This is a genomic window from Sphingomonas sp. PP-CE-1A-559, assembly GCF_004340965.1.
In the GTDB taxonomy this organism is placed as follows: Bacteria; Pseudomonadota; Alphaproteobacteria; order Sphingomonadales; family Sphingomonadaceae; genus Sphingomonas.
The window spans coordinates 89,048-102,354 of record NZ_SLYA01000003.1 but is presented as its reverse complement, the minus strand read 5'-3'; the positions used below and the strand labels follow the sequence as shown (position 1 = coordinate 102,354).

Below are 13,307 nucleotides of genomic sequence, written 5' to 3'. Positions count from 1 at the left end.
CCAATTGGGCCCCGGCCTTCGCCGGGGTGGAGCTATCGGAGGGGCGGTCGCTATGACCATCGACCTCATCCGCGCGAAGGCGCTTGGCGACATTCCGCATGGCTTTCTCGGCCGGCGTGGCGGCGTCTCGACCAATGCGTATGCGAGCCTCAATGTCGGCATCGGGTCCGACGACGACACCGCCGCCATCGTTGAGAACCGCCGTCGCGCTACCGAGGCGGTCCTGCCCGGCGCGAAGCTCGTCGGTTTGTACCAGGTCCATTCCGCCGACGTAGTCACCGTGATCGAGCCATTCGACGATGCGATCCGCCCGCATGCCGATGCGCTGGTCACCGACCGTCCCGGCCTCGCGCTCGGCATCCTTACCGCGGACTGCGCGCCCGTGCTGATCGCTGACCGCGAGGCTGGCGTCGTCGCGGCCGCGCATGCCGGGTGGAAGGGCGCGCTCGGCGGCGTCACCGACTCCACGATCCTCGCCATGGAGGCGATCGGCGCGCACCGCGACCGGATCGTCGCCGCGGTCGGGCCGTGCATCGCGCGCGCCAGCTACGAGGTCGATGACGGCTTCATCCGGCGGTTCTGCGAGGCGGATCCGGAGAACGAGCGCTTCTTCGCGGACGGCCGCGCCGTCGAGAACAGGGGCGATCATTACCAGTTCGACCTGGAGGCCTATGTCGTCAGCCGGCTGGCGGTCGCCGGGATCGGCCGGATCGAGGCGCTCGGGCTCGACACGTACACCGATGACGATCGCTTCTTCAGCTATCGGCGCGCGACCCATCGCGGCGAGCCCTCCTATGGGCGTCAGATCAGCATCATCGGCCTGTAACGGCTCCCAAAGCCCTCGCCGGTCGTTTAGGCTCCGCACATCGGCCCGCATAAGACGGGCCACGCAGGAGCATATTGATGTCCGATACCCCCGAAAACGCCGGCGCAGTCCCCGCCGAAACCGAAGCGGACTTGACCGGCGTAGCGGCACGCGTCGCGCCGAAGCCCGAGGTCGAGAAGATCGGCGGGCGCAAGCTGAAGCCGTCGACCTTGATGATGGGGCACGGTTACGACCCCGCGCTGTCGGAAGGCTCGCTGAAGCCGCCGATCTTCCTCACGTCGACCTTCGTGTTCCCCAATGCGGCGGCGGGCAAGCGCCACTTCGAAGGCGTCACCGGCAAGCGTCCGGGCGGGGCCGAGGGGCTCGTCTATTCGCGCTTCAACGGGCCGAACCAGGAGATTCTCGAAGATCGCCTCGGCGTCTGGGAAGAGGCGGAGGACGCGCTCGCCTTCTCGTCGGGCATGTCGGCGATCGCCACGCTGTTCCTCGCGATGGTCAAGCCGGGCGACACGATCGTCCATTCGGGGCCGTTGTACGCGGCGACCGAGACGCTGATCGGCCGCGTGCTCGGCAAGTTCGGCGTGAAGTGGCTCGACTTCCCGGCGGGTGCGACTCGTGAAGAGATCGATGCGGTGATGACCGAGGCGGCGACCGGTAACGTCGCGCTGATCTATCTCGAAAGCCCGGCGAACCCGACCAACGCGCTGGTCGACGTCGAGGCCGTGGCTGCGAGTCGCGACGCGATCTTCAAGGGTGAGAAGCCACCGATCGCGATCGACAACACGTTCCTCGGGCCGCTGTGGTTCCAGCCGCTCAAGCATGGCGCGGATATCGTGGTGTACTCGCTGACCAAATATGTCGGCGGGCATTCGGATCTCGTCGCGGGCGGCGTGCTCGGCACGAAGGAGCACATCAACACGATCCGCACAATGCGGAACACGATCGGGACGATCACCGATCCGAATACCGCGTGGATGTTGTTGCGATCACTAGAGACTCTCGAACTGCGAATGAGCCGTGCGGGCGAGAACGCGGCCAAGGTCTGCGCTTTTCTCCGTCACCATCCGAAGGTGGAGCGGGTCGCTTATCTGGGCTTCCTTGAGGACGAGCCGGGTATGGAGCGGCAGGCGGACATCTATCGTCGCCATTGCACCGGGGGCGGTTCGACCTTCTCGCTGTATCTCAAGGGCGGTGAGCGGGAGAGCTTTGCGTTCCTCGATGCGCTCAAGATTGCCAAGCTGGCGGTGTCGCTCGGCGGGACGGAGACGTTGGCCAGCCATCCAGCTGGGATGACGCATCTGTCGGTGCCCGATGCGCGCAAGCAGGCGCTGGGGATCACGGACAACCTCGTGCGGATCTCTATCGGGGTGGAGGACCCGGACGATCTGATCGCCGATTTCGAGCAGGCGCTGGATACGATCTGAGCCGCTAGGATAATGCCCGCTTCTTGTTCTCCCGCGAAGGCGGGAGCCCAGACTGGGTCCCCGCCTTCGCGGGGAAACAAGATGGTAATGTGGCGGGTTTTGGGTGAAGTCTTCGCCCTGACCCGCTAGCATCCTACCGATGCCGATCTTTACCCCTATCCGACAGCACGAGTTCGTCACTGCCGTGCACATCCTCGCCGCCAAGCTCGTCGAGGATACCGAGTGGAAACCCGATTATATCATCGGCATCGGCCGCGGCGGGCTCGTGCCGGCGGTATTCCTCAGCCACGCGATTGGACTGCCGACACTGTCGGTCGATTATTCGAGCCAGGTGAAGGACTTTGCCGACGAACCGCTGGTGAAGCTTGCCGCGCGGACGCGGGGGGGTGAGCGACTGTTGTTTGTCGACGACATCAATGATTCGGGGCGGACGATCACGCATCTGCGGCGCGCGCTGGCGGCGGCGGGTGCTGTCGAGGGCGCGGTGCGGTTTGCGATGTTGATCGATAACGTAAGTTCGGCGGAGCGGATCGAGTATTGTGCGCGGACGATCGACCGGGCTGTGACGAAGGACTGGTTCGTGTTTCCGTGGGAAGCGGTGGCGCCTGATGCGGCGATTGCGCAGGATGCGGCCGAGGTCCCGGACCGGATCGCGTAACTTCTTGTTCTCCTGCGGATGCAGGAGCTCAGGGTTGCGGTGGCTGGGCTGGGTCACCCTGGATTCCTGCGTTCGCAGGAAAACGATAGACGAACAAAGGGCCGGCTCCCGTACGGGAAGCCGGCCCTCGCCCTCGATACGCTACGCGAGGGAACTGGGAAACTGGTTGGGTAGCTCGAACGGGCGCGACGTCGGCGAAGCCGTCGTCGGTCGGGTCAGGCTTAGCCTGCCCGCCGTCCGTGCCGGCGGTTGCTCGACCGCTTTCGCGGCGAGCACCGGCCCGTTGCCGGGCTTACCGCCGGCAGTACCCGGGGTTATCCGACTTATCGATCGCGTTGCCGGCAAGGCCACCACCGGCCGCGCCTAGGACCGCGCCGAGCGTTCGGTCACCACGACCGGCGATGGTGTGACCGAGCAGGCCGCCGGCGAGTGCGCCGATGATCGTGCCGCCGGTGTTGTCGCAGCCGCGACGGCTGCGCGCGTTGTAACGGCGGTCGTTGCCGCGATATTCGCGGTAGTCGCCGCGATAGCCACGATCGTAGCCATTGTCGCGATAGCCGCCACCCTGGTAGCCATCGTAGCCACGCTCGTAGCGCGAGCCCCAGCGCTGCGCATCGGCGGCGGCGGGAACGAGGGCGGTCGCACCCAATGCGAGGGCACTGGCGGCGAGAGTAAAAGTCTTGAACATCGTGCGTCTCCCGTTGGGGATTTCGGCGGCGGCGGGGGCCGTGCTTCCATCCTCGATGAGACGCTTATGAGTGATTCGCATTGAGCCGAGCCTGAATGCCTCCGTTATCCGCTGTTCATGCTTCCGCGGATCGCCGGACACCCTATGAGGGACGCGATGCGGCGTCTGATCACTGTCCTGTTCGTCGCCGTGAGCGTCTGCGCGATCGTGCCGACTTGGTCGGGCGAAGCGCGGCTCGACCTGCTCGGCAGCCGTGCGCAGTTGACCGCGACTCGCGTGATGCTCGACCGGACCAACCCGCGGCATGTGCGCTTTGGCGGGCTTACCTATCTTGGCGGGGTGGCGCTCGACAGTCGCGATCCGGCGTTCGGGGGATTCTCGTCGCTCGATGTCGGGCCGGCGTCGACCGGCAACCGTTTCACGCTGCTGAGCGATGGCGGCAACATCGTCCAGTTCGACATGGGCGCCGACTGGCTCCCGCACCGGGTCGCGTTCGAGAACCTGCCTGCGGGTCCCGGCATTGGCTGGGAGAAACGCGACCGCGACAGCGAATCGATGGCGATCGATCCCGTCACGGGAAAGATCTGGGTCGGCTTCGAGGATGACAATTCGATCTGGCGCTATGCCGCGGGGTTCGCGCGGTACGAGGCGCGGGTGATGCCTGAGGCGATGCGGAAATGGCCGTCGAACGGCGGACCCGAATCGATGGCGCGGCTGCCCGACGGGCGTTTCGTGGTGATCAGCGAGGAGGCGCATGCGCGTCGGCCGGACTGGACCGGGTCGGAAGGCGAACGGTTGCACACGCGGCAGGCGCTGATCTTCGCGGGTGATCCGACCGGGACGGGGGTGCCTGAGCGATTCGCGTACGAACCGTTCGGGCGCTACGATCCGTCGGACGTCACCGCGCTGCCGAACGGCGACCTGCTGGTGCTCGATCGTGGTTTCCGACTGCCGTTTACGTTCTTGGCGCGGATATCGCGAGTCGTGGCGCGCGACGTGGCGGCGGGGCGAATCGCACGCGGCCGCCTGATCGCGACGATCGACGCGCCGCTGATCCACGATAATTTCGAGGGGATCGACACGACGGTCGAGAACGGCGCGACGATCGTGTGGATCGTGTCGGACGACAACCAGATGTTTCTCCAGCGGACGCTGTTGCTGAAGTTCAGGCTGGACCACTAACCCCACAAACGCCGACGGCCCGCCCTGCGAGGTGCAGGGCGGGCCGCGGTGATCGCATTACGACGTCGCTGTTAGGCGGCGACGGCCGATGCTGCGATCTTCTTGACGACTTCGCGCTTGAGGCGACGAACGCGGAGCGACAGCTTGTCGTCCGAGACCTTCACCAGCCAGTTGTCGAGGCCACCGTTATGCTCGACGGTGCGCAGGCCGTGCGTCGAGACGCGCAGCTTGACGCCCTTCTCGAGCGAATCGGAAAGCAGCGTGACGTTCTGCAGGTTCGGCAGGAACGTGCGCTTGGTCTTGTTGTTGGCGTGGGAGACGTTGTTCCCGACCATCCGGCCCTTGCCGGTCAGTTCGCAGATGCGCGACATGTGATTACCTATTCAAGTGTCGGGAGGAACCCCGGAAAGGCGCGCGGATAGCTGGCACGCCGGCTTTCGTCAACCGATTCACGTCAAACGTGTCCTCGGTCGTCCGCAATGAGCATTGTGCAACCCACGGCGATCGACGACGTTGTTACGCTATCGAACTGTTCAATAAAAGGGGATGTCCCATGCGTACGCTCTTGTCTCTCGTCGCGATCGTCGTGCTGGTCGTGGTCGGCCTGATGTATTTCGGGATCATCAACATCGACCAGACCCGCCAGGGCGTCGTTCAGGCGCCGAAGTTCCAGGCCGACGTCGCCAAGGTGACGCTCGGCACCGAGAACAAGACCGTGGCGGTGCCGACGATCAACGTCGAGAAGCCGGGCAACAGCCAGGCACCGAACTGATCTTTACGCGGGGCGGGCGGCGGGGCAGGGCCTGAAGCTATGTTCCCCGTCCCCGAACCCATGCGCCGCGCGCTCGACGCGGCGCGCGATGCGGCGCTGGCTGGGGAAGTCCCGGTCGGCGCCGTTGTCGTTAAGGACGGCGTTATTATTGCGACGGGGGCGAATGCGCCGCGGGCGTTGTGCGATCCGACTGCGCATGCCGAGATCCAGGCGATTCGCGCTGCTGCTCTGGTTCTGGGCAGCGATCGGCTCGAGGGATGCGATCTCTGGGTGACGCTGGAGCCTTGTGCGATGTGTGCCGGGGCGATCGCGCATGCCCGGATCGCGCGGCTCTATTATGGGGCGGCGGATGCGAAGGGCGGGGCGGTCGAGCATGGACCGCGGTTCTTGGGCCAGCCGACGTGTCATCATCGGCCTGAGGTTTATGCGGGGATTGCGGAGACCGAGGCGGCGGGGATCCTGCGGGAGTTCTTTGCGAGTCGCCGGTAGAGCATTCTCCATGATCCTCCCCTGCAAGGGGAGGTGGCGCGAAGCGACGGAGGGGTGACACTCTATCGACGGCGCGTCACCCCTCCGTCAGCGCAATGCGCTGCCGCCTCCCCTTGCAGGTGAGGATCAGGTTCACCCCTCTAGACTTTTCGAGGCCTGCTCGAACAAATCCTTGGACAACCCCGGCGTCCGCACGATCCGCTCCAGTTCCGCGCGCATCAGCCCAGCGCGCGCCGCGTCGAACCGGCGCCAGCGACCCAGCGGCGGGAGGAGTTTCGCCGCGGTCTGCGGGTTCAGGCGGTCAAGTGCGATCAGCTGGTCCGCGAGGAACCGATAGCCGCTCCCGTCGGCGTTGTTGAACGCCCGCTGGTTCGCCCCGAACGCGCCGATCAGCGAGCGGGCGCGGTTGGGATTGTTCAACGTGAAGTCGGCGTGCTCGACGAGCGCGACGACGACTGCGCCGGTATCGTCGCGCGACGACTGAGCCTGCGCCTGGAACCACTTGTCGAGCACCAGCGGGTTGTCGCAATATTGGCTGTAGAAGATGTCGAGCACGGTCGTGCGGATGTCCGACCCGCTGCTGACCAGCGTCGTCAGCGCACCCATCCGGTCGGTCATGTTGTCCGCCGAATCGAACTGCGCGAACGCGAGGTCGGGCGCATCCGCCGCGCCGCTGGCCGCTATATAGCTGAGTGCGACGGTTCGCAGGCGACGCAGGCCCTTGCCCTCCGGCGTATAGGCGTAGGGCTGACCCTCACCCCGCGCGTAAGCCTGCCGCCACTGCGTCTCCAGACGCGTGCCGAGATCGCGCCGCAGCGCCTCCCGCGCGCGGAAGATCGTCTCAGGGTCGACGACGGCCATCTGGTCGCCGATGAAGCTCTCCGACGGCAGCAACACCGCCTCTGCGACGAATGCGAGGTCGAGATCGGTGTTGGCGAGCGTGTTCGCGACCGCGGCGATGACGCCCTCGTGATCCGCATGACCGCCGGCCGACGCGACCAGCGTGTCGAGCATCAGCTGCTGCATCGCTTCGTAGCGCGCGAACGGATCGTCGTCGTGTGCGCTGAGGAAGGCGAGATCGGCGGCGGTGCGGTCGCTCTCGACCACCACGGGCGCGGAGAAACCGCGATTGATCGACAGCACCGGGCGTTCGGCGAGGCCTTCAAATTCGATCGTGTCGAGCGTGTCGTCGAACAAGACGAGGAGCTCATCGGTTAGCGCCGCACCCGATTCGGCACCGAACAGCTTCACCCGCAGCGGCAGCACCATCGGCGACTTCACCGGCTGGCCCGGCGTCGCCGGCACTTGCTGCGCGAGACGTAGCGTGGCGCGATCGCCGTCATGCGAAAGGCTTGCCGAGACGCGCGGCGTACCCGCCTGCGAATACCAGAGGCGAAACTGGGCAAGGTCAACCTTGCCGCCTTCCTCCATCGAGGTGACGAAATCCTCGCAGGTGGCGGCGGTGCCGTCGTAGCGGTCGAAATACAGGTCGGTGCCGGCGCGGAAGCCGTTCGGGCCAAGGATCGCGGCCATCATCCGGATCAGCTCGGCGCCCTTGTTGTAGATCGTCGCTGTGTAGAAGTTCGAGATCTCCTGGTAGGATTCAGGGCGCACGGGGTGCGCGAGCGGGCCCGAATCCTCGGGGAATTGCGAGGCTCGCAGGCCACGGACGTCCTCGATCCGCTTGACCGCGCGCGAACCCTGGTCGGCGGAGAAGCCCTGGTCGCGGTAGACCGTGAAGCCTTCCTTCAGCGACAGCTGGAACCAGTCGCGGCAGGTGATCCGGTTGCCCGACCAGTTGTGGAAATATTCGTGCGCGACGACCGCGGCGATCGCGTCATAGTCGTAGTCGGTCGCGGTATCCGGGTCAGCCAGGATGTAGCGCGAGTTGAAGATGTTGAGGCCCTTGTTCTCCATCGCGCCGAAATTGAAGTCGTCGACCGCGACGATGTTGAACACGTCCAGGTCGTATTCGCGGCCATAGGTCGTCTCGTCCCACGCCATCGCGAGCTCGAGCGCCTTCAACGCGTGGTCGGTTTTCGGCAGGTCGGCCTCGCGCACCCAGATGCCGAGCGACACTTCGCGGCCCGACATGGTCGTGAAGCTGCTGCGGTTCACCGCGAGATCGCCGGCGACCAGTGCGAACAGGTAGGAGGGTTTCGGGAAAGGGTCGTGCCACGTCGCCCAGTGGCGGCCGTCATCCGAGTCGCCTTGTTCGACCGGGTCGCCGTTCGCGAGCAGCACCGGGAAGTGCTTCTTGTCGGCGGTCATCCGGACCGAATAGACGCTGAGCACGTCGGGGCGGTCGGGGAAGTAGGTGATGCGGCGGAAGCCTTCCGCCTCGCACTGGGTGCAGAGATTGCCGCCCGATGCGTAGAGCCCCATCAACTGCGTGTTGCGATCGGGGGCGATCTCGACCTGAGTCTCGACGACATGCGCGGCGCCGGTGAGCGGGATGACGAGCTGTTCGCCGTCGATCCGCCAGTCGTTGATCGCGACGCCGTCGACCGTGACCGAGAGCGGCTTCTGGCCCGCGCCGTCGAGCCGCAGCGGTGCGGCGTGATCGCCGTTGCGCGTGACCGACAGCGCTGCCGTTACGCGGGTGGTGGAGGGATCGAGGTCGAGGTCCAGTTTCGTCTCGGGGACCAGCCACTCGGGCGGGGTATAGTCCTCGCGGCGAATGACGAGCGGGTGGGCGAGACTGTTCTGGATATCGAGCATATGTTTGCGAATATAGGGCAGTAGCCGCCTATCGCCAGCCAAAGCTTGCGCGGGTGACGGTGGATGCTACGCCGCTGCAACACGTTCCCTTTGCAAGGATTTCCGGATGTATCGTCCTATCGGCGCGCTCGCGGTGCTCGCGCTTTCTACCTCTGCCCTTGCTCAGACTGCGCCCCAAGCTGCCCCCGCGCCGGCTCCGGTGACTACCCCCAACATCGCCGAGTTGAACGCCAAGCTCGCCGCGCCGCTGCCGGCGGATCAGGCGGCGATGAAGGCGCATGTGCTGTTTCTCGCGTCGGATGCGATGAAGGGTCGCGAGGCCGGCAGCCCCGAGTTCGACATCGCCGCGCAATATGTCGCCGCGCAATTCTACGCCGCGGGGCTTCGTCCCGGTGGCGATCAGGGCGGCTATCTCCAGACCGTGCCGCTCGTGTCGTACAAGGCGGCGAGCAAGGGCGATTTCGTCTGGACCGGTCGCGGGCCTGTGCCGCCGCTCGTGTTCGGTGAGGATTACGTGCCCGCCGCGAATGGGGCGAAGGCGGAGACCAGCGTGTCGGCGCCCGTCGTGTTCGTCGGCTACGGCATCGACGCGCCGCAATATGGTCAGGACGATTACAAGGGCGTCGACGTGCGCGGCAAGATCGTCGCCTATTTCGGCGGCTCGCCCGCGCGGTTCGGTGGCGAGGAGCGTGCGTTCTTCGGCTCGGGCGGGACCAAGGCGGCGATCGCGCAGGCCAAGGGCGCGGTCGGCGTGATCACGCTGGAGAGCCCGCGCTCGGCCAAGGTGCGGACCTTCGGCAAGATGGCGGAGTTTTACGCGACGCCGCGGATGACGTGGGCGAACCCCGACGGCACGGGGAAGGTCGATGCGCCGCGCGCGCCGTCGCTCGGGACGGTCAGCATGGTCGGCGCGACTAAGCTGTTCGCTGGCTCGAAGACGCCTTGGAGCAAGGTCGTCAAGCAGGCGAACGGCGACAACGCGAAGTTCAAGGCGGTGCCGCTGGTCGGTACGCTGACCGTCGCGACCAAGACGAGCTTCGTGCCCGCCGCGAGCAGCAACGTCGTCGGCGTGATCACGGGCAGCGATCCGGTGGTCGGCAAGGAGGTCGTCGTGCTCTCCGCGCATCTCGATCACATCGGCATCACCAAGCCCGTGAAGGGCGACGCGCTCAACAACGGCGCGCTCGACAACGCGATCGGCATCGCCAGCCTGATCGAGGAGGCCAAGCGCTTCACGGCCAGCGGGCAGGCGCCCAAGCGTACGATCATGTTCCTGGCGGTCACCGGCGAGGAGAAGGGCTTGGTCGGCAGCGATTACTTCACCAACCACCCGACCGTGCCGCTGACCTCGATCGTCGCGGACGTGAACCTCGACATGCCGATCCTGACCTACAAGTTCGAGGACATGGTCGTGTTCGGCGCCGAGCGCTCGACGATCGGCCCGATCGTGCAGAAGGCGGTGGCGGCGATCGGCGTCGGCCTGTCGCCCGATCCGATGCCGGAGGAGGGCATCTTCGTCCGCTCGGATCATTTCCGCTTCGTCCAGAAGGGGATTCCGTCGGTGTTCCTGTGGCCGGGTCAGAAGGGGCCGGGCAAGGCGGCGGTCGCGTATTTCATGGCGAACAATTATCACAAGCCGTCGGACGATCTGACGCAGCCGATCCTGTGGGATCAGGGCGTGCGGTTCGTCGATGCGAACTACCGGATCGCGCGCGAGATCGCCGATGGCGCGCAGCGGCCGGTGTGGAACGCGGGCGACTATTTCGGGACTTTGTACAAGGGGCCGATGGCCGGCGCGGCGGTGGCGCCATGAGCCGGTTGCTGGTCTTCGGTCTCGGCTACGCCGCGTCGCGGCTCGCCGAGCGGCTCGCGGCGGATGGCTGGCATGTCGTTGGCACGACGCGGGACGGGCGCAACGGTACGCTCCGGTTCGACGATACGGATGCGGTGACGGCGGAGATCGCGGCGGCGACGCACATCCTGTCGTCGGTGCCGCCCGAGCATGAGGCGGACCCGGTGCTCGGGCGCTACGGCTCGTTGTTGCTGCGGACGCGGGCCTGGCTCGGGTATCTGTCGTCGACGGGCGTTTACGGCGATGCGCAAGGCGCGTGGGTGGACGAGACGGCGCCGATCGGTGGCGGTCGCAGGAGCGCGCGGGCAGCGGCGGATGCGGACTGGCTAGCCATTGGTGCGCGGACGTTCCGCCTGCCGGGAATCTATGGTCCCGGCCGCTCGCCGCTCGATCGGGTGCGGCAGGGCAAGGCGCACCGGATCGAGCAACCCGGACAGGTATTCAGTCGCGCGCATGTCGACGATATCGTCTCGGGTGTGATCGCCGGGTTCGATGCGCCGGCGGGGGCGTATAATCTGGCGGACGACGTGCCCGCGTCGCAGAACGACGTCGTGGCGTTCGCGGCAGTGTTGCTCGGGATGCCTGCGCCGCCGTTCGTGACGCTCGAGGAGCTATCGGCGATGGGGCGCGGGTTTTATAACGAGAACCGGCGGGTTGCTAACGGCAAGGCCAAGCGCGTGCTTGGCTGGACGCCCGCCTGGCCCGACTACCGTGCCGGTCTGCGAGCGCTGAGTGCGATGATGAGGCCGATGCCCGACAGGATCGCGCCGGCGACGGCCAGGGTCGACCAGTGATAGCGCTCGAAGATCGTCGATAGCAGCATTGCGATCACCGGCACGATCACGCCCGAATAGGCCGCCTTTGCCGGGCCGATCGCGCGGATGACGTTGAAGTAGAGCGGGAAGGCGAGAGCGGAGGCGAACACGCCGAGATAGAGGATGCCCGCGACATAGCCGAAGCGCGGCTCGAACACCGGTGGCCCGGTGGTGATCCAGGCGAACGCCGCATCAAGGCTCGCGCCGATCAGCATCGCCATCGCGAGCGTCGGCGCCATCGGATAGCGCTTCGCGAACGCACTACCCTGGATGACGTTGGCGACCGACGCGGCCATCACGCCGCACAGCGTCAGGACGATGCCGATCGTCGCCGAGCGCGGCCCGTGCGGATCGACCCGCGCCTCGTTGACGAACAGCAGCGCGACCCCCGCCATCGCGACCGCGCACCCGAGCATCAGCTGGCGACCCAGGCGCTGCTTGAGGAAGATGCGGCCGAAGATCGCGTTGGGGACGAGCAGGAGCGCGAACACCACCGCGACGAGTCCCGAAGTAACGTAATGCTCGGCGCGGTAGACGAAGTTGAAGTTGAACGTGAACAGCGCGATGCCGATCACCGCCGCGAACGCGTAGCCGCGCGCGTCGAATTTGAAGCTTTCACGCTTGATGTTGGCGTAGATCGCCATCGCGATTCCGGCGACGAGGAAGCGGTAGCTGATCGACCAGCTCGGCGGCACCACCGCGATCTGGTCGCGGATGACGAGCCAGGTCGAGCCCCAGATCAGCGTGACGATGCCGAACGGGATCAGTACGGCCGCGCGGGTCGACTGTGGTGGGTCGGTGGGGCCGGGGGTCATAACTCCCGGATCGCATCGGCGAGCAGGGCGACCGCGTCCGCCGGGCTGTCCCATGCGGTGACGAGGCGGATCTCGCCGGCTGCCCAGTCGTAGAAGTCGAAGCCTTTTGCACGGAGGGCTGCGGCTTCTTCCGGCGTGGCGCGGAGGAAGACTTCGTTTGCCTCGACCGGGTGGACGACGCGGTCGCCGGCGGCGGTGGCGAGTCTGGCGGCGGCGTCGTTCGCAGCCCTGGCGTTGGCGAGCCAGAGGTCGTCGTCGAGCATCGCAAGTATCTGCGCGGCGAGATACCGGCCCTTCGACAGCAGCAGCCCGGCGCGTTTGCGGCGGTATTGCGTGACCGCGGCGAGGTCGGGCTTGAAGAAGATCAGAGCTTCCGCGCTCATCGCGCCGTTCTTGACGAAGCCGAAGCTCAGCGCGTCGACGCCCGCGCGCCACGTCATGTCGGCGGGCGAGCAGCCGACCCGCGCCATCGCGTTGGCGAACCGCGCGCCGTCCATGTGGAAGCCGAGCCCGCGCTCCTTCGCCAGCGCGCCGATCTCCGCGACCTCGTGCGGCTGGTAGACGCGGCCATATTCGGTGGCGTTGGTGATCGAGATCGCGTGCGGCTGAACGCGGTGGACGTCGTCGGGGATCGCGTCGAGGACGGTGCGGATGGTGTCGGGGGTGAGCTTGGCGCCGTCGCCGTCGGCGAGGAACAGCTTGGCGCCGTGCGTGTAGAATTCGGGCGCGCCGCCCTCGTCGTTCTGGATGTGCGCATCGCGGTGGCAAACGATGCCGCCGTGCGGGGGGCAGAGTGCTGCGAGCGCGAGGCAGTTGGCGGCGGTGCCGGTGGGGACCCAGAGGACGGCGACGTCGGTCTCGAACAGTTCCGACAGGCGGCCGTCGAGCTGCTGGCTCCACGCGTCGCCGGCATAGGCGGTGTCGAGCGTGTCGGCGGCGGCGATCGCGGCCATGACCTGCGGGTGGATCTTGGCGGCGTTGTCGGAGAAGAAGCGCATGGGGGAGACATGCTGCGATGCGGTGTTGGCGTCAACGGGGGTGCACTTGCTCGGGTGCAGATCCCCG

The 13,307-nt window shown here is 66.5% G+C and carries 13 protein-coding genes; 8 read left to right on the top strand and 5 right to left on the bottom strand.

All coding sequences use genetic code 11. The annotated features are described in order from the left end of the window. The first annotated feature begins 52 nt into the window (after positions 1 to 52). The 3 genes from pgeF to C8J42_RS10725 all read left to right on the top strand — a co-directional run bounded on the left by pgeF (position 53) and on the right by C8J42_RS10725 (position 2,908). Positions 53 to 826: a peptidoglycan editing factor PgeF gene (gene pgeF, locus C8J42_RS10735; RefSeq protein ID WP_133020072.1), complete on the top strand. Its 774-nt coding sequence runs from the start codon at positions 53 to 55 to the stop codon at positions 824 to 826. Between the two features lie 77 nt (positions 827 to 903). After that, the gene (locus C8J42_RS10730; protein ID WP_107954100.1) at positions 904 to 2,250 is read left to right on the top strand and encodes a cystathionine gamma-synthase family protein; all 1,347 of its coding nucleotides are present in this window, start codon (positions 904 to 906) and stop codon (positions 2,248 to 2,250) included. A 139-nt stretch (positions 2,251 to 2,389) separates the two neighbouring features. Next, on the top strand, positions 2,390 to 2,908 hold the full coding sequence (locus tag C8J42_RS10725; RefSeq protein WP_133020071.1) for a phosphoribosyltransferase family protein: 519 nt from the start codon (positions 2,390 to 2,392) through the stop codon (positions 2,906 to 2,908). A gap of 292 nt (positions 2,909 to 3,200) precedes the next feature. Here C8J42_RS10725 and C8J42_RS10720 read toward each other — a convergent pair whose 3' ends face one another. Continuing rightward, positions 3,201 to 3,596: a glycine zipper 2TM domain-containing protein gene (locus tag C8J42_RS10720; RefSeq protein ID WP_056066597.1), complete on the bottom strand. Its 396-nt coding sequence runs from the start codon at positions 3,594 to 3,596 to the stop codon at positions 3,201 to 3,203. A gap of 156 nt (positions 3,597 to 3,752) precedes the next feature. Here C8J42_RS10720 and C8J42_RS10715 point away from each other — a divergent pair, with 156 nt between their 5' ends. Further along, positions 3,753 to 4,778 carry an esterase-like activity of phytase family protein gene (locus C8J42_RS10715; protein WP_243644310.1) on the top strand — a complete coding sequence of 342 codons (1,026 nt, stop codon included), beginning with the start codon at positions 3,753 to 3,755 and terminating at the stop codon, positions 4,776 to 4,778. 71 nt (positions 4,779 to 4,849) lie between these two features. Here C8J42_RS10715 and rpmB read toward each other — a convergent pair whose 3' ends face one another. After that, positions 4,850 to 5,149 (bottom strand): 50S ribosomal protein L28, encoded by a 300-nt coding sequence (gene rpmB / locus C8J42_RS10710; protein WP_056053386.1) that lies wholly within the window; start codon positions 5,147 to 5,149, stop codon positions 4,850 to 4,852. 182 nt (positions 5,150 to 5,331) lie between these two features. Between rpmB and C8J42_RS10705 the strand changes: the two genes are divergently transcribed. Beyond that, positions 5,332 to 5,550 (top strand): hypothetical protein, encoded by a 219-nt coding sequence (locus tag C8J42_RS10705; protein WP_056487387.1) that lies wholly within the window; start codon positions 5,332 to 5,334, stop codon positions 5,548 to 5,550. A gap of 39 nt (positions 5,551 to 5,589) precedes the next feature. Continuing rightward, entirely contained in the window at positions 5,590 to 6,039 is a 450-nt protein-coding gene (locus C8J42_RS10700) for a nucleoside deaminase (RefSeq protein ID WP_243644308.1), read from the top strand. 132 nt (positions 6,040 to 6,171) lie between these two features. Here C8J42_RS10700 and pepN read toward each other — a convergent pair whose 3' ends face one another. Continuing rightward, positions 6,172 to 8,760, bottom strand: a complete 2,589-nt coding sequence (gene pepN, locus C8J42_RS10695) for an aminopeptidase N (RefSeq protein WP_133020070.1) — start codon at positions 8,758 to 8,760, stop codon at positions 6,172 to 6,174. 106 nt (positions 8,761 to 8,866) lie between these two features. Here pepN and C8J42_RS10690 point away from each other — a divergent pair, with 106 nt between their 5' ends. Together C8J42_RS10690 and C8J42_RS10685 are read left to right on the top strand one after the other, a co-directional pair. Further along, the gene (locus C8J42_RS10690) at positions 8,867 to 10,573 is read left to right on the top strand and encodes a M28 family metallopeptidase (protein WP_133020069.1); all 1,707 of its coding nucleotides are present in this window, start codon (positions 8,867 to 8,869) and stop codon (positions 10,571 to 10,573) included. Further along, a complete protein-coding gene (locus C8J42_RS10685) occupies positions 10,570 to 11,406 on the top strand; it encodes an NAD(P)-dependent oxidoreductase (RefSeq protein ID WP_133020068.1) in 837 nt (278 codons plus the stop codon). The genes C8J42_RS10690 and C8J42_RS10685 overlap by 4 nt, the downstream gene beginning before the upstream one ends. Here the strand turns inward: C8J42_RS10685 and C8J42_RS10680 are convergent. Beyond that, the gene (locus tag C8J42_RS10680; protein WP_133020067.1) at positions 11,319 to 12,242 is read right to left on the bottom strand and encodes an EamA family transporter; all 924 of its coding nucleotides are present in this window, start codon (positions 12,240 to 12,242) and stop codon (positions 11,319 to 11,321) included. The two genes, C8J42_RS10685 and C8J42_RS10680, sit on opposite strands and share 88 nt — an antisense overlap. Beyond that, positions 12,239 to 13,240, bottom strand: a complete 1,002-nt coding sequence (locus C8J42_RS10675; protein ID WP_133020066.1) for a beta-eliminating lyase-related protein — start codon at positions 13,238 to 13,240, stop codon at positions 12,239 to 12,241. Before C8J42_RS10675 ends, C8J42_RS10680 begins: the two co-directional genes overlap by 4 nt. Positions 13,241 to 13,307: the final 67 nt, after the last annotated feature.

Coding starts and splice junctions, on each gene's coding strand:
- C8J42_RS10715 (WP_243644310.1), top strand. CDS start 3,753: ATGCGGCGTCTGATCACTGTCCTGTTCGTCGCCGTGAGCGTCTGCGCG.
- pgeF (WP_133020072.1), top strand. CDS start 53: ATGACCATCGACCTCATCCGCGCGAAGGCGCTTGGCGACATTCCGCAT.
- C8J42_RS10685 (WP_133020068.1), top strand. CDS start 10,570: ATGAGCCGGTTGCTGGTCTTCGGTCTCGGCTACGCCGCGTCGCGGCTC.
- C8J42_RS10675 (WP_133020066.1), bottom strand. CDS start 13,240: ATGCGCTTCTTCTCCGACAACGCCGCCAAGATCCACCCGCAGGTCATG.
- C8J42_RS10720 (WP_056066597.1), bottom strand. CDS start 3,596: ATGTTCAAGACTTTTACTCTCGCCGCCAGTGCCCTCGCATTGGGTGCG.
- C8J42_RS10700 (WP_243644308.1), top strand. CDS start 5,590: ATGTTCCCCGTCCCCGAACCCATGCGCCGCGCGCTCGACGCGGCGCGC.
- C8J42_RS10730 (WP_107954100.1), top strand. CDS start 904: ATGTCCGATACCCCCGAAAACGCCGGCGCAGTCCCCGCCGAAACCGAA.
- C8J42_RS10680 (WP_133020067.1), bottom strand. CDS start 12,242: ATGACCCCCGGCCCCACCGACCCACCACAGTCGACCCGCGCGGCCGTA.
- pepN (WP_133020070.1), bottom strand. CDS start 8,760: ATGCTCGATATCCAGAACAGTCTCGCCCACCCGCTCGTCATTCGCCGC.
- C8J42_RS10690 (WP_133020069.1), top strand. CDS start 8,867: ATGTATCGTCCTATCGGCGCGCTCGCGGTGCTCGCGCTTTCTACCTCT.
- C8J42_RS10725 (WP_133020071.1), top strand. CDS start 2,390: ATGCCGATCTTTACCCCTATCCGACAGCACGAGTTCGTCACTGCCGTG.
- rpmB (WP_056053386.1), bottom strand. CDS start 5,149: ATGTCGCGCATCTGCGAACTGACCGGCAAGGGCCGGATGGTCGGGAAC.
- C8J42_RS10705 (WP_056487387.1), top strand. CDS start 5,332: ATGCGTACGCTCTTGTCTCTCGTCGCGATCGTCGTGCTGGTCGTGGTC.